Origin of the sequence: Methylorubrum aminovorans (assembly GCF_022179725.1) — a bacterium.
Taxonomy (GTDB): domain Bacteria; phylum Pseudomonadota; class Alphaproteobacteria; order Rhizobiales; family Beijerinckiaceae; genus Methylobacterium; species Methylobacterium aminovorans.
In genome coordinates this window covers 87,614-107,676 of record NZ_BPRC01000009.1, presented here as the reverse complement: position 1 = coordinate 107,676, position 20,063 = coordinate 87,614, and the positions used below count along the sequence as shown (strand labels likewise).

Here is a 20,063-nt window from a genome sequence, read left to right as displayed (position 1 = left end):
CGCGGAGGGTGGTGCGAAAATGCCACGCGCGGCGGGTTTCGCGGTGTTTCCCACGCTCGTGGCCCCGGAGCGGCGGAACGCACCATTGGCGCCACAATCCCGTGCGCAGAAGACTGCCGCATCGAAACACGTTCAAGCCTCCCAGCCGGTCCCGTCGCGTCAAGCGCCGGGGGCCCGCGCCGGGTAGGCGCTGCGGGATCGGGGGCACACCCGTCGCGGCATGCGGGGAGAAGGACCGGGCCGAATGTCTGCCAGGATAACTGCACCGACAAAGACCGCCGCCGCTCTGCTCGGCCTTGTGCTGCTGGCCGGGCCGGCCGTAGCCCAGGGCATGGGCGGCATGGGTGGCATGCCGCTGCCGTCGATGGACACCCCCGCCGAGCCCGCGCCCTCGGCCGGTGCGCCAATGAGCATCCCCGCGCCGATGGCCCCGGCCGCGCCCGCCCAGTCCGTGCCGCAGCAGGCGGGGACCGATTGCAGCGCGATCCAGAAGACCCTGATCGAGCGCAAGAACCTCGTGGCCAAGGCCAACTCGGCTTCGAACTCCAAGAAGAAGATGACGCCGCAGGAGGCCTGCTCCCTGTTCGGCCAGCTTCAGGCCAACGGCACCACCGGCATCAAGTGGATCACCGCCAACAAGGAATGGTGCTCGATCCCCGATTCGTTCTCGGAAGGCTTCAAGGCCGACCACAACAAGGTCGCGACGATCCGCACCAAGGTCTGCGGTATCGCCGCCCAGGCCTCGAAGATGGAAGCCCAGGCCAAGGCCCAGGCGCAGAACGGCGGCGGTGGCGGCGGCCTGCTCGGCGGCCCCGGCCTGTCCGGCTCGTTCCGCATGCCGCAGGGTGCGCTCTAACCCGCCAGCGCCGCCTCACTCTTGCCCTCTCCCTCCGAGCCCGGCTCCGGCCGCGTCGCCGACGCGGTCGCCGGCCATTGGGCCGACCGGCTCGCGCCGGCGGCGGCGCGGCCCTATCTGCGGCTCGCCCGGATCGAACGGCCGATCGGCTGGTGGCTGCTGCTGCTGCCGTGCTGGTGGTCGGCGGCGCTCGCTGCCATCGCCGCCGGAAATCCCGGTCCCCATCCGGGCCACCTCGTGCTGTTCCTGATCGGCGCCGTGGCGATGCGCGGCGCCGGCTCGACCTACAACGATATCGCCGACCGCAAGCTCGATGCGCAGGTCGAGCGCACCCGCTCGCGCCCGCTGCCCTCGGGGCAGGTGACGACGAAGCAGGCCGCCGCCTTCCTCGTGGCGCAGGCGCTGGTCGGCCTCGCGGTGCTGCTGCAATTCAATGCGACGGCGATCCTCGTCGGCATGCTCTCGCTGGCGCCAGTGGCGATCTACCCGTTCATGAAGCGGGTGATGCCGATGCCGCAGGCGGTGCTCGGCCTCGCCTTCGGCTGGGGCGCGCTGATGGGGTGGGTCGCCGTGTTCGGCCGCCTCGACGCACCGGCCCTATGGCTCTACGCTGGCACGATCCTCTGGATCGTCGGCTACGACACGATCTACGCGGTGCAGGACATCGAGGACGACGAGATCGTCGGCATCCACTCCTCGGCCCGGCTGTTCGGGGCACGGCTGCGCCGCGCGGTTGGGCTCTGCTACGCGGGCACCGTCGCCCTGTTCGTACCGGCTCTGCTCGGTGCCGGGGCCGGGCCCTTGAGCTGGCTCGGGCTCGCGCTGTTCGCCGCCCATCTCGCCGGCCAAGTGGTGCAGCTCTCCGAGCGCGACGGGGCGCGCGCCCTGGCACTGTTCCGCTCGAACCGCAACGCGGGGCTCATCCTGTTCGCGGGGCTGGCCGCCGACGCGCTGTGGCAGGGCTGGCACTGAACGAATCGCGGCCGGGCCGGGATCCGCCTGCCGACCCTTCTCGATCACCAAGCCCGGACCGGCGTGATGACGACCAATCCGACGATCGGCGTCGCGATCCTCGACGGACCCGGACGGGGGCGCCGCCTGACCGCCCGGCTGCTGGGCGAGGAGGGGTCCTGCGCCGAATCACATCGGCTGCATGTCCTGCTGGATGCCGATGATCCCAACGCATCCGGGTTCATTCCGGTCAACGACGTGGTCGATCTCGAACTCCGGCTCGACGACCGCCCGATCTTCGACGGCTTGGCGACACTCGGCGTCGAAGGGGAGATCATGACGATCACGGCAGGCTTCCAGAGAAAGCTCGATGTTGCCACGATCGGGATCTTCGAAAGCCTCCTCAAGGCTCGATCCCGCGGCACGCCCTGTGCGGTGCCGGCCTTCCGCCATTACAGGCAGATCGAGGCTTATCTCTCCGCCTGTCGGATGTTCCCGCCGACCGTGCAGGGCCCGATGCGCCGCACGGAGGATGCCGCCTGCATCGATGCGGCCAGCGTCAGGTACTTCGACGAGATCCCCATCCGTATCGGACACGGCCTCTTCGGGCCGGGATGCACGATGGGCTCGACCGTTGGCGAGCTGCGCAACGTCCTTTGCGATGAACTCGATGTCGCCGGCGTTCGGATCGAGATCAGCCGTTTCCATGAACATGCCGGGAGGCTGACGCGAAATGCGCGGCGGGTGCATGCTCTCTGCCGCGTAACGTCGGATGCTGCGAGCCGCGAAGGTTGTATGGACGAGGCCGTCTGGAACAACGCCTACTACGAGGAGTATCTCGCCACCTTCATCGAGTACGGAGCCGAGTTGGTCGTCGGCTGAAGTGGGGGTGAGGAAAGCCGGTGTCGGGGACTCGCTGGCGACGGGCCACGCGCCATATCCGGTCGCATGAGTGAGACAGATCCGCACCGACCCCCCGCCGATCCGATCGCGGAAGGCGCGCGCGCCCGCAACCAGGGACGCCCGCGCGACGCCTGCCCCTATCCGCTGAACTCGCCCGAGCGCACCGAGTGGTTCGAGGGCTATGACGGCGCCCCGGCCGACCGCGCGCCGGACGGCCCGCTCGACAAGGGGTGATGCAGCAAACGGGTTGAGGCGGGCAGCCGCCTCAGCTCCGCGAAATAATCTCGCTCTCGCCCCGGTGGATGCAGGGCCGGGCCGGGAGGCGGGCGGTCTTGCGCCGCACGAGGAAGCGCGGGCGGCGTCCGCTCAGCGCGGCGTGGCGGCGGCGCTGGCGGCCCTTGCCGAGCACGACCGGGCCGAGTTGCTGCGAGACCGGGACGATGTCGCCGTCCTCGCGCAGGAGCATCCGGGCGAGGCCGCCCTTGCTCGAGATGTCGCGCCACACCGCCACGACATCCTCTTCGGGGAACGGACCGAGCCGCATCGCCACCTCGCCCTCGCCGTCGACGAGGAGCAGGGCGAAGCGATCCTCGCCGCAGGCATCGGCCGCATCGTCGGCGAAGGACAGGGCCACGCCGGCGGGCTTGCCGCTGCCATAGGTCGCGCCGAGAGCCGGCAGCAGCATCACAGGAGCCTCGATGCTCTGCGAGTTGGCCTCATCGCAGCCGGGCCGACAGTTCAGATTCGCGATCTTGAAAGTCATCATCGGTTCGACGCCCTATCCCGTGTCGCGGTCTCTGTCGGACGCGCTGATCTGACAAGCACAGTGCCAGTCGTCTCCCCCAAGGCGCCTTAAGAGTGAGCGTTAAGCGTTCGTGGATCGAGCTGAAGCCTGTCGGATGCTCAACGGACCCTTGCCGGGATTGGTAGAAATGCCGGTAACCTCGTTGACCGCCGGGCTGTCGCGGCGCGGCATCGACCGTCGCCGGGGTGCGGCAACCGACCTTGCATCGCTGCGTTTCCGAAAACCGATGGCCACTTTTCCGATCAATGCCCTAGAACGAAGGGGCGTCGGCGCCGTTCAATCGGCATGAGGCCGGCCTCGCACGAACGGCTCCGACCGGATCCATGACCCAGACGACATCCTCCTTCGCGGCGCTGCGGCCCGTGCTGCACGACGCGATGCGGGAGGCCGCCGCGCTCGCGCTGCCTGCCTTCCGGAAAGGAGAGCACACGAGCGCGCGGGTCTGGTCCAAGGCCGGCGGGTCGCCGGTCACCGAAGCCGACGTCGCCGTCGACGCCTTCCTCAAGGTCCGCCTGTCGCAGATCGAGCCGCGGGCCGCCTGGCTCTCGGAGGAGACCAGCGACGACCCGGTGCGGCTCGGCCACGACCTCGTCTGGATCGTCGATCCGATCGACGGCACCCGCGCCTTCCTGTCGGGACATCCGGACTGGTCGATCGCGGTGGCGCTGCTGTCGCGGGGCGAGCCGGTGATCGGCGGCGTCTTCGCGCCGGCGACGGACGAATTTTATGAGGCGGTTGCGGGCGAGGGCGCGACCCTCAACGGAACGCCGATCCGCGTCGCGCCGCAGGAGACGCTGGAGGGTGCGCGCGTCACCGGCCCGAAGCCGTTCCAGGATCGTCTGCTCGACGGCGCGGCCCGTCTCGGACCCAGGCCATCGGTTACGGTGATCGAGCGGGTGCCGTCGCTGGCCCTGCGGCTCGCACGGGTGGCCGAGGGACGGATCGATCTCGGCCTCGTGTCGCGGGATGCGCGGGACTGGGATCTGGCCGCCGCCGACCTCATCGTCCGCGAGGCGGGCGGGGCGGTCTGCGACCTGAAAGGGCGGCCGGCGGTCTACAACCGCCCGGAGCCGCGCCACGGCGAGCTGATCGCCGTGCCGCTCCCCCTGCGCGACGCCGCGCTGGCGGCCTTAGACGCCTGATCGCGCGTTGGCCGAAGCGATCCAACGCGCGACCTACGGGCCGTGCGGAGCCCTGGATTGCCACAGCTTCGCCTCGCAATGACCGGTGTCGGTTCAGTCCCTTCTTGCCCTCGCGGCGCAGCCCATCCTGCGCCGGGACACCGATGCACTCTACCGGCTCGTATTTACCCACCGAACGAGGTCGGCGAGCACTTGGCTCAGCGCCGCATCGAGACCGGCGGCGGCGCTCTGCGGATCGACCTTCTGCACCGGGACGCGCGCAGTGAAGACGCGGGCGTTGACGACCCGGCCGCTGCCCTCGGCGATCAGCTTGGCCGAGAGGTCGACCACCGCCTCGCCGGTGCCGGAGTTGATGTCGAACTCGCGGATCTCGCTGACGAGCTGGTAGTCCGACGGCACCTTGTCGCCGGGCCGCGAGACCGAGCGCAGGCGGCCGGTATTCTCCAGGCTCTGGATCACCCGTGTCTGGATCAGGCGCGGCAAGCGGTCGGCCCACTGGCCGCCGCCGAGGAAGGAGAGGGAGCCGCCGGGCTCGCGCACGATGATACGGTCGGCCTCCATCGGCTGCAGGCCGACGGGCTCGGACACGACGATGGAGCGCGCAGCAGTACCGGCGCGGGCCTGCCCCGGCAGGGCAGCGAGATCGAAGGTGAGCGGTGTGCCGCCGCCGCAGCCGCCGAGGAGCGCGAGCGGCGCGAGCAGGGCACCCGCCCGCAGAAGGCGACCCGGAAGGGCAGGCGAGGGAGATAGACGCGTCATACGCTCGGGCACCGTCCATACGCTGTCGGGGAGGCTACCTTCCCTCTAGCACGTAAGAGCATACGCCAACGCCCAAGCTGTGCCGTGCGTGCTGACACATCCTCCTGAATCCGCGTCGCTCAGCGGCCACCGTTGTATTCCGGCAACGACGGCTTGCCGCCGAAGATCACCTGCGACGGGTCGCGCTCCAGGCTGCGGGCGGCACGGCTCAGGGTGTTGAGCGTGCGCTGGCCGTCGGTCGACAGCGCTTCGACCTCGCGGCGGCTCGTGCCCGACAGGCGGTTGAAGCTCGTCGAGATATTGGCGGTGCGCTTGTCGAGATTCTCCGAGAGCGCACGGAACGCCTTGCCGGCCTCGCGCACGGAGATTGCCGCCTCGCGGATCTCGGCAAAGGTACCCGAGCCCTGCTGGCCAGAGGCCGAACCGAGGAAGCCCTCGGCGCCCTTGAGCACGCCGTCGATCCGGTCGGCGGAGGCGCTCAGCTTGGCCGCGAGCGCGCGGGCGTCGTGAAGGCCAGCCTCGATGTCGGGGCTCGAATTGGCGAGCGCGGTCGAGAAGGTGTCGGCGTTCTCGATCACGCGGTTGAGGCGCTGGCCGTCCACCGCCTTGACGAGCCCGGCGATCGAAGGACCGGCATCCGCCAGCGTCTTCGAGAAAGCCTCGACATTGGCCAGCGTGCGGTTGATCGCGCCCTCGTTGCCGGCCACCACCTTGTCGAGGCGCTGGAGCACGTCGTCGGCGCGCTGGGCGATCTGCTTGGCCGCCGCCATCATGTCCTGGATGTCGCTCGAATCGGCGAAGATCGTCGGCATCTTGTCGCCCGAGCCCGGCGTGAGCGCCGGTGCGTCGGCGCTGCCGCCCGAGAGCGCGATCTGCGAGACGCCGGTCAGCATCGCGGAATCGAGGCGCGCGCGGGTGTCGGCGCGCAAGGGGGTCGAGGGATCGACCTGCACCACGGCGACGACCCGGCGCGGATCCTGCGGCAGCAGGCGCACTTCGAGCGCCTCGCCGACCTTGATGCCGTTGAACGACACGGTCGAGCCCTTGGCCAGTCCGCCGACCGAGCCGGAGAACACGATGCGGATCGCCTGGGTCGCCTGCCCCCGCGAGCCGCCCTGGAGCCAGAACACGAAGCCGAAGGCGGCCAGCACGACGCCGATGGTGAAGGCGCCGATCAGCACGTAGTTTGCGCGAGTCTCCATCGGCTCAAGCCTAATCCCGATCCGAGGGGGCGAAGCGGTGCGCAACCGCACCGTGGGCGATTATCGGGGCTTTACGCATGGGCGTAACCCGGCGGCACGGCCTGAGCCGGCGTGGTCAGCGCGCGGGCGCGCTTGCCGTGGAAGTAGGAGCGCAGCCAAGGGTGGTCGCTCGCCAGCATCTCCTCGATCGTCCCTGCCGCGATGATCCGGCCATCGCCGAGCGCCGCTATGCGGTCGCAGGCGGTGTAGAGGCTGTCGAGGTCGTGCGTCACCATGAAGACGGTGAGCCCGAGCGTCTTCTTCAGGGTCGAGACGAGATCGTCGAACTCGCCCGCGCCGATCGGGTCGAGGCCCGAGGTCGGCTCGTCCAGAAACAGGATCTCGGGGTCGAGCGCCAGCGAGCGGGCCAGCGCCGCGCGCTTGATCATGCCGCCGGAGAGTTCCGAGGGGTACTTGTCGGCCGCATCCGGCTTGAGGCCGACCATTTCGATCTTGAGGCGGGCGAACTCGTCGAGCAGGCGCTCGGAGAGCTTCAGATGCTCGCGCATCGGCATCTGGATGTTCTGCTTGACGGTCAATCCAGAGAACAGCGCGCCCTGCTGGAACAGCACACCCCAGCGCTGCTCCAACTGGCGACGCCGGGCGACGGTAAGCCCGTCCACATCCTCGCCGAAGATCTCGATCGTGCCGGAGCGCTTCGGCACCAGCCCGAGAATGGTGCGGGTGAGCACCGACTTGCCCTGGCCTGAGGGGCCGACAAATCCCAGGATCTCGCCGCGGCGGATGTCGAGGTCGAGCCCCTTCATCACCGTGCGGTGGCCGAAGCCGACCACGAGATCGCGCACGCGAATGATCGCGTCGCTTTGGCCGGGCTCCTGCCCGTTCAAGGAAAGGTGAGGGGTGGTCAAGGGCGCTGTCCGACCGTCTTCCGTCCGCATGAGGCTAGAAATCGATCGCGGCGAAGAAGACCGCGAACAGGCCGTCGAGCACGATCACCATAAAGATTGACTTGACGACTGAGGCGGTGACGTGGCGCCCGAGCGATTCCGCCGAGCCTTGAACCGCGAAACCCTCGATCGTCGCGATGATCCCGATCGTTAGCGCCATGAACGGCGCCTTGATCAGCCCGACCGCGAAATGGTGGAACGATACCGCCGCCTGGAGTCGCGCCAGGAAGGCGTCGACGGTCATACCGCCATAGATCGCAGCGGTGAGGCCGCCGCCGGCGAGCGCGGCGAGCGAGCCGAGGAAGGCCAGGATCGGCAGGCCGATCACGAGGGCGAGAATGCGCGGCAGGATCAGGATCTCGATCGGGTCGAGGCCCATGACGCGCAGCGCGTCGACCTCCTCGCGCATCCGCATCGAGCCGATCTCGGCGGTGAAGGCCGAGCCGGAGCGGCCCGCCACCATGATGGAGGTGAGCAGCACCCCGAGTTCGCGCAGGATCAGGAGGCCGATCAGGTTCACGACGAAGCTCTGCGCGCCGAAGCGCTGGAGCTGGAAGATGCCCTGCTGCGCGACGATGCCGCCGACCAGGAACGAGATCAGCACGATGATCGGCACGCCGCGCAGCGCCACCTGTTCGAGCTGGTTGACCAGCGCCGCCATGCGGAAGGTCTGCGGCCGGCGCGCGACCCGGCCGGCGGCGGCCACCACCTCGCCGAGGAAGGCGATGCCGGCCAGGATCTCGCCGCCGCCCTGTGCCACGCGCCGGCCGGTGGAATCGAGGAAGCGCAGTCCGACGTTGCGCGTATCGCGCGGCGCCGGCTCGGGCTCGCGCAGGCCCATCTCGCCGAGCAGAATGCGGTGCTCCGGTCGTGCGCCGGCATAGGCGAGCCGCCCGCCCGCCGCCTCGATCTCGGCGCGGGTCCGCTCGAGGACCCAGGCGCCGAGGGTATCGAGGCGCACCAATCCGCTGAGATCCACCAGCACCGGCTGGGATCGGCCCTGAGCGGCAATGCGCGCCGAGGCACTCTCCACCGCCGGACCCTGATCCGCGGTCCAGCGGCCGCGCAGCATCACGCGGCCGCCGCCCGCATCGAGGTCGGCGCCCGCAGTTTCCACGATGCTTGAGCCGTCTGCGATCCGCACGCGCCGCTCCCGCTTCCGCTCCGAAACTCTTGAAACGAAATCCTTACCAAGATGCGTCGAATCCGATCCGTCGGTTTCGACGCTGCGGCGGGCCAAGCCGCTGATCGGGACGCCGCCCCGATACCCCGCCAAAGGGAGGTTCCCTCTGGAATCCCAAGATCGGGCCTATACCGTATGGGGTGAGCCGCCGCCAAATCGGCGGGGATCATGGATGCGTTGCGCCAGCGCGACGAGGACGAGGCCGGCGAGCGCCAGCGGCGCCATCATCAGGAAGGTCGAGGGACCGCCGAACGCGCCGTAGACCGCGCCGCAGGCCAGCGTGGCCACCGCCGAGACGAGGGCGGTCGAGGCGCCGACCGTCCCCTGCGCCCGGCCGCGGGCGCCCTCCGGCGCGAAGCCGGACACCGCCGCCATGACGCCGAGATGGGTCGCGCCGAAGGTGAGGCCGTGCAGCATCTGGAGCGGCAGCAGCAGAGCGAGGTCGCCGTCCGCGAGGCTGAGACCGACGGCTCGTAGAAGGGCGGCGCCCCCGCCGAGGCCGAGCAGGCGGAACGGGCTGCGCCAGCGGGCGGGAAAGCGGCCGACCACGGCGAATAGCGCGATCTCGGCGGCGACGCCGAGCGCCCAGAGCGTGCCGATCCAGGGGGGCGAGACGCCGTGGCGCGCCCAGTCGAGGCTGCCGAAGGCATAGATCGCCGCGTGGCTCGCCTGGATCAGCGCCGCCGCGGCGATGGAGAGCCGAAGCACCCGCGGCAGGGGCGGGGAGACCCCCGTCTCGGCGGAGCGCGAGACGGCCGGCCCGGCCTCCGGACCGGAGGCGGCGACGACGGTCGCGACGAGGGCGAGCCCGGTGAGCAGCAGCGGCACCGCGACCTGATCGCCCAGCACGCCGAGCAGCGCGCCGCCCGCGAGGTTGGCGGCGAGGAAGGCGACGGAGCCGCAGAGCCGGATGCGGGCGTAATCGATCCGCTTCGAGCGGCGGGCGGCGGCGAGCGTGAGGTAGTCGATGCTCGGCACCAGCGGCGCCTGCGCCACGGCATTTGCGACGATCAGCGGGACGAGCAGCGCTGCGGCGATGGCAGCCGCTACGGGCATCAGGGCGTAGCTCACCGCCAGGGTCAGACTGCCGGCGACGAGCAGGGTGCGCGGGCGCACGCCGCGGTCGATCAGCCCCATCAGGGGCCGCGTCGCGATGACCTTGGTGGCGATCGGCAGGGCGAGCAGCAGGCCGATCAGCCCGGCATCGAGCCCGAGCGCGCCGAGCCAGACGGGCATGAACGGCATGGCAATGCCGATCTCCACGAAGACCACGGCGTAGAGGAGGCCGAGCCGGACGGGATCGGGCTCACCGATCGGAGCTGTGCGTGTCACGGGATCGCGGCGAGGCGGGCCGCCCCTCTTATCGGCAGAAAACGTCGCGCGGCGGGGCGAAGCGCGCGAAAGCGTAAGCCGCCGTTAAAGCGCGCCTGTCAATCTCGCATCGACCGTCAATGGTCGCGGCACGCCTCGCGGCGGGGCCGAGTCTGTGCGGGGTGTGATGTCGAGTTCCCGTTCCCTGACGCCGCTGGACGCGTCGCAATACGATGCCATCGAGGACGCCGTCCGGGAGACCGAACGCGGCCGGTGGTTTCTCACAGAATATGCCCGCCGCAACCGCAACGCCGATACCGAGGTGCTGCTGGACGCGATCCGGCGCATCGAGAACGTCGTCACGACGACGGAACGGCCGGACGATGTCGGGCGCTTCCGCGGCGACCTGATGGAGATGGCCGACGCCATCGCCCGCACCCGCGCCGAGGTGGCCGCCCTCTCGACGGCCGAGCAGGGCGAAAGCCGCCTGACCGTAGCGTCGGAGGCCCTCGACGCGATCGTGCGCGCCACCGAGCGGGCGACCTCCGACATTCTGAGTGCCGCGGAAGAGGTGCAGGAAGCCGCCTGGACGCTGCGCGAGACCGGAGTCGATTCCGAGCTCTGCGACGCCCTCGATCGGCACGCCACGCAGATCTACACCGCCTGCTCGTTCCAGGATCTCACGGCGCAGCGCACCAGCCGCGTGGTGCATACCCTGCGCTATCTCGAGAGTCGCATCGCCTCGATGATCGGGATCTGGGGCAATCCCGACGACGCGGTGCCGGTCCTCGACCCGCATGCACATGCGGAGGCTGCGGCAGCCCTCGACCAGAGCGACGTCGACCGCTTCCTCGACATGGAAGCGGCGCCCGTGCCACCTCAGGCGACCCGGCCGCCGCTGCCGGTCGTGGTTCTCGACAACGACCTCGCCTTTCTGCCGGAAACTGTCCCGCAGGAGCCCCTTCCGGAGCACGAAGAGGGGTTTTTGGGCGAAGAGGAGCCGGCCGCGCAGGCGCCGCTCGAGACGATCTCCCCCGCCATGCTGCTGGCCGACGAAATCTCGGCCGACCTCGCGGCTTTGAAGACGCTGAGCGTCGACGCCGCGGACGCCGACGCTGCCGAACCGGTGGCGGAAGCCGATCCGGTGATCCTCGACACGGCTTGGGCCGAGGAGGCGATCGAAGCGGAGGACGCCGAGAGCGCGCTCGGTCTTGCGCTGGAGGCGGAAGAGGCGGAAGCCGTCGCCGAGGCATTCGCGCAAGAAGAGATGGAGTTGGCCGGCGAGGCTGATGCACCGGCCGATCTTACCCCCCAGGCCGCGTCTGAAACGGTCATGCCGGTGGCTCAGCCCCTGGTCGTGGCAGCCATCGCGCCGGGGGACGACGATGACCTCGCCTTCGCCTTTCCCGATCTCGATACGCTGAGCATCGAGGAGAAGATCGCGCTGTTCGCCTAAGGGCGCGGCGGGCCGTCGCGCGCGTCATCGTCGCCGATTGGGTCTATACGGGCCCGCGTCATGGCCCTGCATCTTCTGAAGCTTTGCGTCGGTCCCGCCTCCATCGAGGAGCTGGAGGCACGGATCGCCCATAACCGGGCCGAGGCTCTGCGCCTCGGCCAGGAGCCGGTGACGGCGCACGTCACCCGCATGTTCCCCAAACGAGCGCAGGCCATTGCCGGCGGCGGCTCGATCTACTGGGTGATGAAGGGGACGCTGAGCTGTCGGCAGGCGATCCGCGCCATCGAGCCGGTCACGGGCAGCGATGGGATCGACCGGTGTCGCCTCGTTCTCGATCCGGTGGTGATGCCGGTCTCGCCGCGTCCCTGCCGCCCGTTTCAGGGCTGGCGCTATCTTGAGGCCCGCGATGCGCCGGCCGATCTCGACCGGGCCAGTGCCGGCGAGGTCGCCGAGATGCCCGAGAGCTTGCGGCGCGAACTGGCCGCGCTGGGTTTGATTTGAGAGAATTGTCGAGGCGGCCGCTTGTCCCGGCGGCAGCCTGGATGGCCTCGCTCCGAAGGGGGCGAGGCCGGTGCGGTTAGGCCGCTTCCTTCAGTCGCACGGCGGCCGGGGTGATCCCGAGCCGGTCGGCGAGGTGCCAGCGCAGTTCGCGCGGGGAGTGGTACTCGTAGGAAGCGTCGATGAGGTGGCTGAGGTCGGCCTGCGCGTTGCGCGCCTGTGTGTCGACCAGGCTGCCCACCCGAAAGGTCGCCGTGTTGGTCACCGGCGAAATAGCGCTCTCATGGCGCCTGAACTCGATCGTCATTTGCTTTCTATCTTTCTCACCGGATCCCGCGCCTTCGTTTCGGCGTGGCCGGCGTCGTTTCTGGTTGTTTTGGGTTTGGTTGTTTCGCTTGTCGGCGGCGTCCGCCATAAGGCACCCCTGGGACACGTGTTCCCGGGGGCTCCCGGCCCATGGGCGCCGTTCCGGCGCTCGAGTGGCACGGTCGGGCCGGCTCTGCGCCGGCCCCGAGGCGGATCAGACCGCCTGAAGGTTGCCAGCCGCGTCCTTGCCGCTGCGCTTGTCGGTCAGAACCTCGTAGGAAACCTTCTGGCCCTCGACGAGGTTGCGCAGGCCGGCGCGCTCGACGGCGGAGATGTGGACGAACACGTCCTTGCCGCCGTTATCCGGCTGGATGAAGCCGTAGCCCTTGGTCTCGTTGAACCACTTAACAGTCCCAGTATCCACGAATAGTTCCTTCGTTCTTCAAACGCCAAGCGCAAGCATCTGCTCGAAGCGAGCACGTGGCATCGTCCGCCGATTTTGCGGGATGACGGGCGGTGTGCGGATCAATCGAAGCCTTTCGCCTCGCCGCGGCCGTCAGAACTGTATGTAGGCCGCCGATGCGGCCTTAACAAGGCAGAATGAGCGGCCGACGGCGCGCGGCCCCGCGCGGCCCTCCTGATCCGAGCCCGGAGTCCTGCCCCAGCCACCCTGTGACAAAGCGCGGGGCCGATGCATATATGAACGTCAATCCAGGCGGTTACGGGACCGCCCTCAAGGCAGTGCGGTCAGGCGGTTCATGGCGGGCATCTCGGTTTCCCTCGAAGGCGCGAACATCCAGCTCTCGTTCCAGAAGGACGACCAGTCGACGGCGGTGGTCATGGACGCCCGCGCCGCCCGCGCCCTCGTGCGCGCCGTCGGCCAGCTCCTCACCGCCATCGACGACGACGGCGAGGTCGACCTGCCCGATGAGAACGGCGACGAGGAAGTCGCGATGCTCGACGTGACCTCTTCGGCCATCGAGGTTGGCACCGACGAGCAGGGGCAGGCGGTGGTGGCGCTCCAGGCCGGCGCGCTGCCGCCGTTCCAACTCCGCCTGACCGACGAGGAGGCCCGCCACGTGGCCGCCAGCCTCAGCGAGATTCTGGCCGCGCCGCGGGATGTCAGGACCTCGCATGGCGGCCATTGAGGCCGTTTTCTGCAGCCTTGGGCAGGTCTTCGATCAGACCTCCGGCTTCCGACGCCGGCGCGTGCGCTCCGCGCTCGGCAGGGCATCCGGCACCAGGGTGATGGCGACGGGGTTGGGCGTGTGATCCATGGCCGCACCGGTATAGGCATCGACCCCCATCCCGATCACGCCGCCTGCCAGGACATTGCCGGCAAAGCCGGCGGCGCCCGTGCCCACCACCTTGGTCCGCACCGGCACCGTCTGCGGCCGGAAGCCCGGCTTCGCGAAGGTCACGTCGAATTCTTCCGAACGCGGGATGTCGAGGGCGCAGGGCGTGGCCGGGCAGAACCGGTTCGTCGTGGTCGCAATGGAGGCGCCGGGCGGTTCAGACGTGAAGGCGACCAACTCACTGGTGCCGCGCGTGACGCTTCCGCACGCGGCGACGCTCACCGCGACGAGCGCGGCAGCCAGACCTTGCTTGACCATGCCCTCATATCCCCAGCCGCCTCTGCGTGTGGTGGGGATGGTTGTCGAGACGAGCGCGTCTCAACACAAGCGTGCAGAATGCCGGATGGCGGGAAAATCCTGCAGCTTCAGGACGTCGTGACGCAAATGTAACATAAGTTGAACGCGCCCCAATCCGTGGATGGGGCACGGCGCAGGTTGCATCCGTTTCGGATCACATTCGGATGCCCGGATCCGTTGGTCCGCCGGGCAGGTAGTCCGGTTCGGAGCCCGGGCCGCGCGGCTCGTCCACGCCTGGATCATCGACCGGATAGGGCGTGCGCGGGCCGGTCGGGCCGATATCGGGCTGATCGTCGGGCTGTGGCGGCGGCGGGAGATCGCCGGGGATCTGGCCGCCGGGGGTGGGCTCGGGGGTCGGAATGCCAGGATTGGCCATGGACCGCCTCCTTCGTTGGTTTCGGGCAGTGGCGGTCCAACACGTGCCCCTCGGTCCGGTTCCGTTCCTGGTTCGAGCGTCACCGGCCCGGGTGCGACGCTGTCGCCGTGCTCGGAACCTCGCTCCGGGCGACCGGTTGGCCCGGCAATCCTCCCGATACAGACGGAGCCAACACAATGCCCGATATTCGCGAGGCCAAGATCCTCATCGTCGCCACCGACGGTTTTGAGGAGAGCGAGTTGACGGTGCCGCAAGCGAAGCTGAACGAGGCCGGCGCCAAGGTCACCGTGGCAAGCCCGCAATCGCGCCAGTCGAAGGGCACGATCCGCGGCTGGGACAAGACCGATTGGGGCAAGGACGTGCCGGTCGATCTCGACTTGGAGAGCGTGAACCCGGCAGATTACGACGCCCTGGTTCTGCCGGGCGGGCAGATCAACCCGGACAAGCTGCGCCTCGAGCCGAAGGCGCTGGAGGTGGTGCGAAGCTTCGTCACCTCCGGCAAGGTCGTGGCCGCGATCTGCCACGGTCCGTGGCTGCTGATCGAGGCCGGAGCGGTCAAGGGGCGCACCCTGACCTCGTTCGCCTCGATCAAGACCGACGTGATCAACGCGGGCGGGGACTGGCAGGACAAGGAAGTCGTGACGGACAACGGCATCATCACCAGCCGCAATCCCGGCGACCTCGAGGCCTTCTGCGCCAAGATCGTCGAGGAGGTGAAGGAAGGCCGCCACGAGCCGCGCCAGCTCGCCGCCTGATCGCACGCTCTCGCACGACAAGGCCGCCGCCCCTCGGGTCGGCGGCTTTTTTACGCCCGCGGAGACCTGAATCGACGCTCAGCGTTTTGGCATCAGCGCTTGGCGACGGCCTTCTGCAGCTTCGGCCGGTCCGAGGCGGCGCCGGCCATCAGCTTGGCGAGGTGGTCCTGGTCGAGACCGCCACCGAGGCTCCCCGGTACGACCGCCGCCTGAACGGCCGGGCGCTCGGACTTCTGGGAGCTGATGGAGCCGGTGGTGACGGGATCGGCCAGCGCCGCAACCGGCAGGGCCGGAGAAGCGGGGTCGCGCTGGACCCGCATCGCCCAATGGGCGGCGGTGGAGAGGACGGCGATGGCCAGGATCGCCTTGATGCCGCCGGTCAGGAAACGCCGCATGGTCGAGCCCGAAAACACTGGGGACGCAGCCGGTTCCCCGGCCTGTCCCCAGCATCGCGCAAGATCGTGAACGAACCGTCCGAGACCCTGCCGGCGCAGCGTGCCGGATCGGGAAGGCGCCGGCACGGATCGAAGGCCACCTTAGGTTCTGTGTGCGATTTCCGCCGGGGGCTTCTGGTTTTCCGGCTCCGCCGCGGCGCGGGTGCGCCACAGGCTGTAGACGACACCGAAGGTGAGAAGGACCAGGGTCACGAGGAGCGAGACCCACGGCGGCAGGTGGATCAGGTCGAGCGTGTCGGCCACGATGATCTTGGCGCCGATGAACAGCAGGATCAGGGCGAGCGCCGTCTTCAGGTAGGCGAAGCGGTCTACCATCGCCGCAAGCGCAAAGTAGAGCGCGCGCAGGCCCAGGATGGCGAAGATGTTCGAGGTGTAGACGATGAACGGGTCGGTGGTGATCGCGAAGATCGCCGGCACGCTGTCGACGGCGAAGATTACGTCCGCGATGTTGACGAGCACCAGCGCGACGGCGAGCGGCGTCAGCCAGCGCACAATCTTGCCCGTCTTCGGGTCGGGCTTGCGGACGATGAAGTGCTGCCCCTCCGGCTTCTCGGTGATGCGGACCCACTTCTTGAGCAGGCGCATGGAGGTGCTGTTCTGGATGTCCTGCTCGTCCTCCTCTTTCGAGACGAGCATCTTGATGCCGATATAGAGCAGGAAGACAGCGAAGACCGAGAGCACCCAGTGCGCCTGCTGCACGAGGGCGGAGCCGAGCCCGATCATTAGGCCGCGCAGGAGCACGGCGGCGAGGATGCCCCAGACCAGCACCCGGTGCTGGGCCGCCCGCGGCACGCCCAGCGAGGTGAGGATCACCGCAATCACGAAGACGTTGTCCATCGACAGCGACTTCTCGATCACCAGGCCGGTCACGTATTCCTGAGCCGGGTCGAAGCCGAGCATCCACCAGATCCAGCCGCCGAAGGCGAGGCCGAGGGTGAAGTAGAAGGCGGTGAGGAGCAGGCTCTCCTTCACGCCGATCTCGTGGTTCTTGTCTCGGTGGAGCAGGCCGAGATCGAAGGCGAGCAGGCCGGCCACCAAGGCGTGGAAGCCGAGCCACATCCAGACGGGCTTGCCGAGCCACTCGTGGGTGAAAAATTCCATCATCATCGCGCGGGACCGGATGCTTCACTTTCGGGAGAGCATCGGCTCCGACATCGCGGAAGCGTCTGCCGCGCCTCTCTCGAACAGGCCGCCGAACCGGCGGACGAATGGTCTCACCGGAAGTCCGGGAGCGTCGCGAGGAGCACGGTGCGCGTTCCGCCAGAGGGGCCCGCAGCCGATGCCGGGCAGTTAGAGAGGAGATCGCGTCGAATCAAGGGCAGCGCGATTTTCATCCCTGGCCATCATCCACAAAGCGAATGACGGATTTTCGAATCCGTTCCGCTTGACAGCGGGGCTCGCTCCGGGCCCTGCCGCGGACCATGGATGCGGATCGAGAGAACGGAATCGCCATCGTCGGCGGGGGCCCGGCGGGACTGGCGGCGGCGGAGTGGTTGGCCGGCGCGGGACGGCCGGTCACGGTCTACGAGCGCATGCCATCGGTCGGCCGAAAGCTGCTCATCGCCGGGCGCGGCGGGCTCAACCTGACCCATTCCGAGCCGATGCCGGACTTTCTGGAACGCTACGCCCCGGTCGATCCGCGCCTGCCGGCGGCGGTCGAGGCCTATCCGCCCGACGCGCTGCGGGCGTGGTGCGACGAACTGGGGCAGCCCACCTTCGTCGGATCGAGCGGCCGGGTTTTCCCGGAAAGCTTCAAGGCCTCGCCGCTGCTGCGCGCTTGGCTCGCCCGCCTCGACAGGCTCGGAGTCGTGATTCGCACCCGGCACCGGCTCGTCGGCCTGGAGGAGGGTGCGCTGCGCTTCGAAACGCCGGAGGAGGCGCAGGTCGTCCGGCCGCGGGCGGCTTTGCTCGCGCTCGGCGGGGCGAGCTGGCCGCGGCTCGGATCGGACGGGGCCTGGGTTCCGCTACTGGAGGAGAGTGGTGTCGCCGTCGCGCCCCTCAGGCCCGCCAATGTCGGCTTCCGCGTCGCGTGGTCGGCGCATTTCGCCGGGCGCTTCGCGGGCGAGCCGCTCAAACGCCTCGCCGCGCGCATCGGTGCCACCAGCGCCCGAGGCGAGGCCGTCGCCACGGCGGACGGCATCGAAGGGGGCGTGATCTACGCGCTCTCGCGGCCGATCCGCGAGGCGGTGGAGCGCGACGGCGTCGCCGAACTCGTCCTCGACCTGCGCCCGGATCTCGATGCGGGCGCGCTGACGGCGCGTCTCGCCAAAAGCCGGCCCGGCGAAAGTCTCTCCACCCGCCTGCGCAAGGCAGCCTCGCTCAGCCCGGCCGCGATCGGCCTGCTGCGCGAGGCACACGCCAACGCTCTGCCGTCGGAAGCCGCCGCGCTGGCAGCCGCGATCAAGGCGGCGCCCCTGAGGCTCGGCGCGCCTGCGCCGATCGCGCGGGCGATCTCGACGGCGGGCGGCGTCGCCTTCAGCGAACTCGACGCGCAGTTCATGCTGCGGGCGCGGCCCGGCCTGTTCCTGGCCGGCGAGATGCTCGATTGGGAGGCGCCGACCGGCGGCTACCTGCTCCAGGCTGCCTTCGCCAGCGGCCGGGCGGCGGCGAAGGGGATGCTCGCCTGGCTCGATCGGCAGCCCTGAGCCCGGCTCAGGGCCGGGCGCAGATCCCGACCATGCCGCCGCTGCCGGCCGGACACGAGGCCTTGGCCTCCCCGTCCAGGGCCGCCGCACCGCCTGTCTGGCAGGTGGCCGAGGCCAGCACCTCGCCCGCCTCGCAGGTGAGCGTGCAGCCGGTGTCCGTGCAGGCGCGCGCCCGCACGACCCGGAACGGGGCTGGCACCGTCGCGGCGGCCTCCGCTTTCGCGCCCGGCTCGCCCTTTGCGCCCGGCTCGCCCTTGGGGCCGCGCTCGCCCTTCGCGCCCGTTTCACCCTTCGGCCCCGGCGCGCCCGGAGATCCGGCAAGACCCGCTTCTCCCTTAGGGCCCGGCTCGCCCTGTGGTCCGGCCTCTCCCTTCGGTCCCTGATCGCCCTTGGGTCCGGCGTCCCCCTTCGGCCCCGCGGGACCGGGCGGTCCTTGCAGCCCCGCCGTCCCCTGCGGCCCAGCCGGGCCCGGCTCGCCCGGCTTGCCGGCCGGTCCCTCCGGCGCGCAGTTGGCAACCACGGCCTCACGCTCGTCCTCGCCGACTTTGATCACCGCGACGCAGGTTGCGGGCCGGTAGGGCAGCCGGAACTCGAAACGACCGCGCCGGTCGGACAGGACGGAAATGTCGTCGTCGAGGGTCACGGTCACGCCGCTCTTGCGCACGCTGCCGGTGACCTGGAGGTTGCCGCCCTCGATGCGCGCGTCCCAGATCTGGATCGGCGGGGCCGGCGCGCGCGCGGCCGTCGCGCCGGCGCGGGCTGGCCGCGACGGTGACGCGGCGGACTCGCCCTGCGCCGCCGCCGGTCCGGCGAGAGCGAGGCCGAGCGCGATCACGAGCGGCGAGAGGATCGCCAGAGAGGTGCGGGAAGGCTCTCGCCGGGATGCCGGCGTCCGTCCGACCAGGCTCCGCTTCATCCGCATCCTCGCTCCTCCGATCTTGACCCGCGCATCTTCTGGCGCGGCGGCGAGCAGGTTTCGGTTGCTGGCCCGCAAGGGTCAACCCCGCGCGATCGTCCACAACCGTCCACAATGCGTATCCACAAGCCAAGGTCCTCGCACGTCTGGCTATTTGCGAGACGGTCCACAGATCCTCCCGCGCGACCGCCGTGAGTGGCAGCGCTGCGCGGGTGCCGCCGCAGAAAAGCGGAAGCCATGGGCGGGACGATACCTTAAGAAGACCGGCGAAGTGCCCGATCCGCCGAGGGCCCATCGGGACGCGGCGAGCCGGGACGTGCGACCCCGAGACCGACCTGCCGCCATGCTCCGCCCGCTCCTCGCCGCCTTGTTTCTCCTGTCCCCCGTCACGCAGGCCGCCGCGCGCGCCGACGAATGCGACGCGCTCGCCGCCCGCATCGCCCAGGCGACCGGCGCGAAGAAGGCCGGCCGCCGGGTCGGTCCCAGCATTGACGTCCGCGCGGCGAGCGGCATCCGGCTCGATCTCACCTGCCGCGCCCAGCCCATCGTGCAGGCGGCCTCCGGTGATCCCTCGCCCTCCGCGGAGTATTTTCGCGAGCTGACGATCGCCGCCGAACTCGTCGTCGGCGAGCCGGCCGCGACCGTGGAGCCGATCCTGGCCCGCGCCTACCAGACAGCCCTGCGCGAGGGCCGCAAATCCTTCATCCAGCAGAACGGTTGGTCGGCGAGCTGCTACACCGACAGCGCGGGGGCGCTGCGCACCCTCTGTTCGGTCGGGCGCATCCCGACGGAGTGAGGCTGACAGCGCGGGCGGCCTGAGACGTCGCCGGCGATCTTTCCCGATCGTTCCCGCTTGAACGAAGCGCACGCCCGCGCCAATGCGGAGGACAGGAAACGTCGCAAGGATCCGCACGGATCGGGCGCAAAAATCCATTACAGGACATT

Annotated in this window: 24 protein-coding genes; 11 read left to right on the top strand and 13 right to left on the bottom strand. The window is 69.7% G+C overall.

What is annotated here, in order from left to right; all coding sequences use genetic code 11:
• The first annotated feature begins 424 nt into the window (after nt 1–424).
• From MFF24_RS14180 to MFF24_RS14165, 4 genes are all read left to right on the top strand, one after another.
• On the top strand, nt 425–856 hold the full coding sequence (locus MFF24_RS14180) for a hypothetical protein (RefSeq protein WP_373322694.1): 432 nt from the start codon (nt 425–427) through the stop codon (nt 854–856).
• A gap of 21 nt (nt 857–877) precedes the next feature.
• Entirely contained in the window at nt 878–1,828 is a 951-nt protein-coding gene (gene ubiA, locus MFF24_RS14175; RefSeq protein WP_238225058.1) for a 4-hydroxybenzoate octaprenyltransferase, read from the top strand.
• A gap of 66 nt (nt 1,829–1,894) precedes the next feature.
• Nucleotides 1,895–2,689: a hypothetical protein gene (locus tag MFF24_RS14170; RefSeq protein WP_238225057.1), complete on the top strand. Its 795-nt coding sequence runs from the start codon at nt 1,895–1,897 to the stop codon at nt 2,687–2,689.
• A 66-nt stretch (nt 2,690–2,755) separates the two neighbouring features.
• Nucleotides 2,756–2,944, top strand: a complete 189-nt coding sequence (locus MFF24_RS14165; protein WP_108938861.1) for a ribosome modulation factor — start codon at nt 2,756–2,758, stop codon at nt 2,942–2,944.
• Between the two features lie 31 nt (nt 2,945–2,975).
• Here the strand turns inward: MFF24_RS14165 and MFF24_RS14160 are convergent, their stop codons facing one another.
• The gene (locus tag MFF24_RS14160; RefSeq protein ID WP_238225056.1) at nt 2,976–3,476 is read right to left on the bottom strand and encodes a DUF6101 family protein; all 501 of its coding nucleotides are present in this window, start codon (nt 3,474–3,476) and stop codon (nt 2,976–2,978) included.
• Nucleotides 3,477–3,838: 362 nt separating this feature from the next.
• On the opposite strand from MFF24_RS14160, the gene MFF24_RS14155 reads away from it, so the two are divergent.
• Nucleotides 3,839–4,657 (top strand): inositol monophosphatase family protein, encoded by an 819-nt coding sequence (locus MFF24_RS14155; RefSeq protein WP_238225055.1) that lies wholly within the window; start codon nt 3,839–3,841, stop codon nt 4,655–4,657.
• A gap of 150 nt (nt 4,658–4,807) precedes the next feature.
• On the opposite strand, the gene MFF24_RS14150 is transcribed toward MFF24_RS14155, so the two are convergent.
• The 5 genes from MFF24_RS14150 to MFF24_RS14130 all read right to left on the bottom strand — a co-directional run bounded on the left by MFF24_RS14150 (nt 4,808) and on the right by MFF24_RS14130 (nt 10,080).
• The gene (locus MFF24_RS14150; protein WP_238225054.1) at nt 4,808–5,416 is read right to left on the bottom strand and encodes an ABC-type transport auxiliary lipoprotein family protein; all 609 of its coding nucleotides are present in this window, start codon (nt 5,414–5,416) and stop codon (nt 4,808–4,810) included.
• Nucleotides 5,417–5,535: 119 nt separating this feature from the next.
• On the bottom strand, nt 5,536–6,618 hold the full coding sequence (locus MFF24_RS14145) for an MlaD family protein (RefSeq protein WP_238225053.1): 1,083 nt from the start codon (nt 6,616–6,618) through the stop codon (nt 5,536–5,538).
• Between the two features lie 71 nt (nt 6,619–6,689).
• Nucleotides 6,690–7,526, bottom strand: coding sequence for an ABC transporter ATP-binding protein (locus MFF24_RS14140; protein WP_373322693.1), 837 nt, complete (start codon nt 7,524–7,526; stop codon nt 6,690–6,692).
• 34 nt (nt 7,527–7,560) lie between these two features.
• Complete coding sequence (locus MFF24_RS14135) at nt 7,561–8,709, bottom strand: ABC transporter permease (protein ID WP_238225052.1); 1,149 nt, start codon at nt 8,707–8,709, stop codon at nt 7,561–7,563.
• Nucleotides 8,710–8,874: 165 nt separating this feature from the next.
• Complete coding sequence (locus MFF24_RS14130; protein ID WP_238225051.1) at nt 8,875–10,080, bottom strand: MFS transporter; 1,206 nt, start codon at nt 10,078–10,080, stop codon at nt 8,875–8,877.
• A 166-nt stretch (nt 10,081–10,246) separates the two neighbouring features.
• Here MFF24_RS14130 and MFF24_RS14125 point away from each other — a divergent pair, with 166 nt between their 5' ends.
• Both MFF24_RS14125 and MFF24_RS14120 read left to right on the top strand, forming a co-directional pair.
• Nucleotides 10,247–11,515: a hypothetical protein gene (locus tag MFF24_RS14125; RefSeq protein ID WP_238225050.1), complete on the top strand. Its 1,269-nt coding sequence runs from the start codon at nt 10,247–10,249 to the stop codon at nt 11,513–11,515.
• A 60-nt stretch (nt 11,516–11,575) separates the two neighbouring features.
• A complete protein-coding gene (locus MFF24_RS14120; protein WP_166058520.1) occupies nt 11,576–12,016 on the top strand; it encodes a DUF1489 family protein in 441 nt (146 codons plus the stop codon).
• Nucleotides 12,017–12,092: 76 nt separating this feature from the next.
• Here the strand turns inward: MFF24_RS14120 and MFF24_RS14115 are convergent, their stop codons facing one another.
• Together MFF24_RS14115 and MFF24_RS14110 are read right to left on the bottom strand one after the other, a co-directional pair.
• Entirely contained in the window at nt 12,093–12,320 is a 228-nt protein-coding gene (locus tag MFF24_RS14115) for an AsnC family transcriptional regulator (RefSeq protein ID WP_108938853.1), read from the bottom strand.
• A gap of 213 nt (nt 12,321–12,533) precedes the next feature.
• Complete coding sequence (locus tag MFF24_RS14110; protein ID WP_009866236.1) at nt 12,534–12,743, bottom strand: cold-shock protein; 210 nt, start codon at nt 12,741–12,743, stop codon at nt 12,534–12,536.
• 334 nt (nt 12,744–13,077) lie between these two features.
• Between MFF24_RS14110 and MFF24_RS14105 the strand changes: the two genes are divergently transcribed.
• Nucleotides 13,078–13,467 carry a hypothetical protein gene (locus MFF24_RS14105; protein ID WP_108938852.1) on the top strand — a complete coding sequence of 130 codons (390 nt, stop codon included), beginning with the start codon at nt 13,078–13,080 and terminating at the stop codon, nt 13,465–13,467.
• A gap of 33 nt (nt 13,468–13,500) precedes the next feature.
• Here the strand turns inward: MFF24_RS14105 and MFF24_RS14100 are convergent, their stop codons facing one another.
• Nucleotides 13,501–13,932: a translation initiation factor 2 gene (locus tag MFF24_RS14100; protein WP_238225047.1), complete on the bottom strand. Its 432-nt coding sequence runs from the start codon at nt 13,930–13,932 to the stop codon at nt 13,501–13,503.
• Between the two features lie 193 nt (nt 13,933–14,125).
• Nucleotides 14,126–14,347, bottom strand: a complete 222-nt coding sequence (locus tag MFF24_RS14095) for a hypothetical protein (RefSeq protein WP_238225045.1) — start codon at nt 14,345–14,347, stop codon at nt 14,126–14,128.
• A gap of 176 nt (nt 14,348–14,523) precedes the next feature.
• Here MFF24_RS14095 and MFF24_RS14090 point away from each other — a divergent pair, with 176 nt between their 5' ends.
• Nucleotides 14,524–15,102 (top strand): type 1 glutamine amidotransferase domain-containing protein, encoded by a 579-nt coding sequence (locus tag MFF24_RS14090; protein WP_108938850.1) that lies wholly within the window; start codon nt 14,524–14,526, stop codon nt 15,100–15,102.
• Nucleotides 15,103–15,194: 92 nt separating this feature from the next.
• On the opposite strand, the gene MFF24_RS14085 is transcribed toward MFF24_RS14090, so the two are convergent.
• Together MFF24_RS14085 and MFF24_RS14080 are read right to left on the bottom strand one after the other, a co-directional pair.
• The gene (locus MFF24_RS14085) at nt 15,195–15,497 is read right to left on the bottom strand and encodes a hypothetical protein (protein WP_238225044.1); all 303 of its coding nucleotides are present in this window, start codon (nt 15,495–15,497) and stop codon (nt 15,195–15,197) included.
• A gap of 141 nt (nt 15,498–15,638) precedes the next feature.
• A complete protein-coding gene (locus tag MFF24_RS14080; RefSeq protein ID WP_238225042.1) occupies nt 15,639–16,664 on the bottom strand; it encodes a TerC family protein in 1,026 nt (341 codons plus the stop codon).
• Nucleotides 16,665–16,978: 314 nt separating this feature from the next.
• On the opposite strand from MFF24_RS14080, the gene MFF24_RS14075 reads away from it, so the two are divergent.
• Nucleotides 16,979–18,202 carry a TIGR03862 family flavoprotein gene (locus tag MFF24_RS14075; RefSeq protein WP_238225038.1) on the top strand — a complete coding sequence of 408 codons (1,224 nt, stop codon included), beginning with the start codon at nt 16,979–16,981 and terminating at the stop codon, nt 18,200–18,202.
• Nucleotides 18,203–18,209: 7 nt separating this feature from the next.
• On the opposite strand, the gene MFF24_RS14070 is transcribed toward MFF24_RS14075, so the two are convergent.
• The gene (locus tag MFF24_RS14070) at nt 18,210–19,124 is read right to left on the bottom strand and encodes a collagen-like domain-containing protein (RefSeq protein WP_238225036.1); all 915 of its coding nucleotides are present in this window, start codon (nt 19,122–19,124) and stop codon (nt 18,210–18,212) included.
• Nucleotides 19,125–19,461: 337 nt separating this feature from the next.
• On the opposite strand from MFF24_RS14070, the gene MFF24_RS14065 reads away from it, so the two are divergent.
• Complete coding sequence (locus tag MFF24_RS14065) at nt 19,462–19,914, top strand: hypothetical protein (protein ID WP_238225034.1); 453 nt, start codon at nt 19,462–19,464, stop codon at nt 19,912–19,914.
• Nucleotides 19,915–20,063 lie beyond the last annotated feature (149 nt).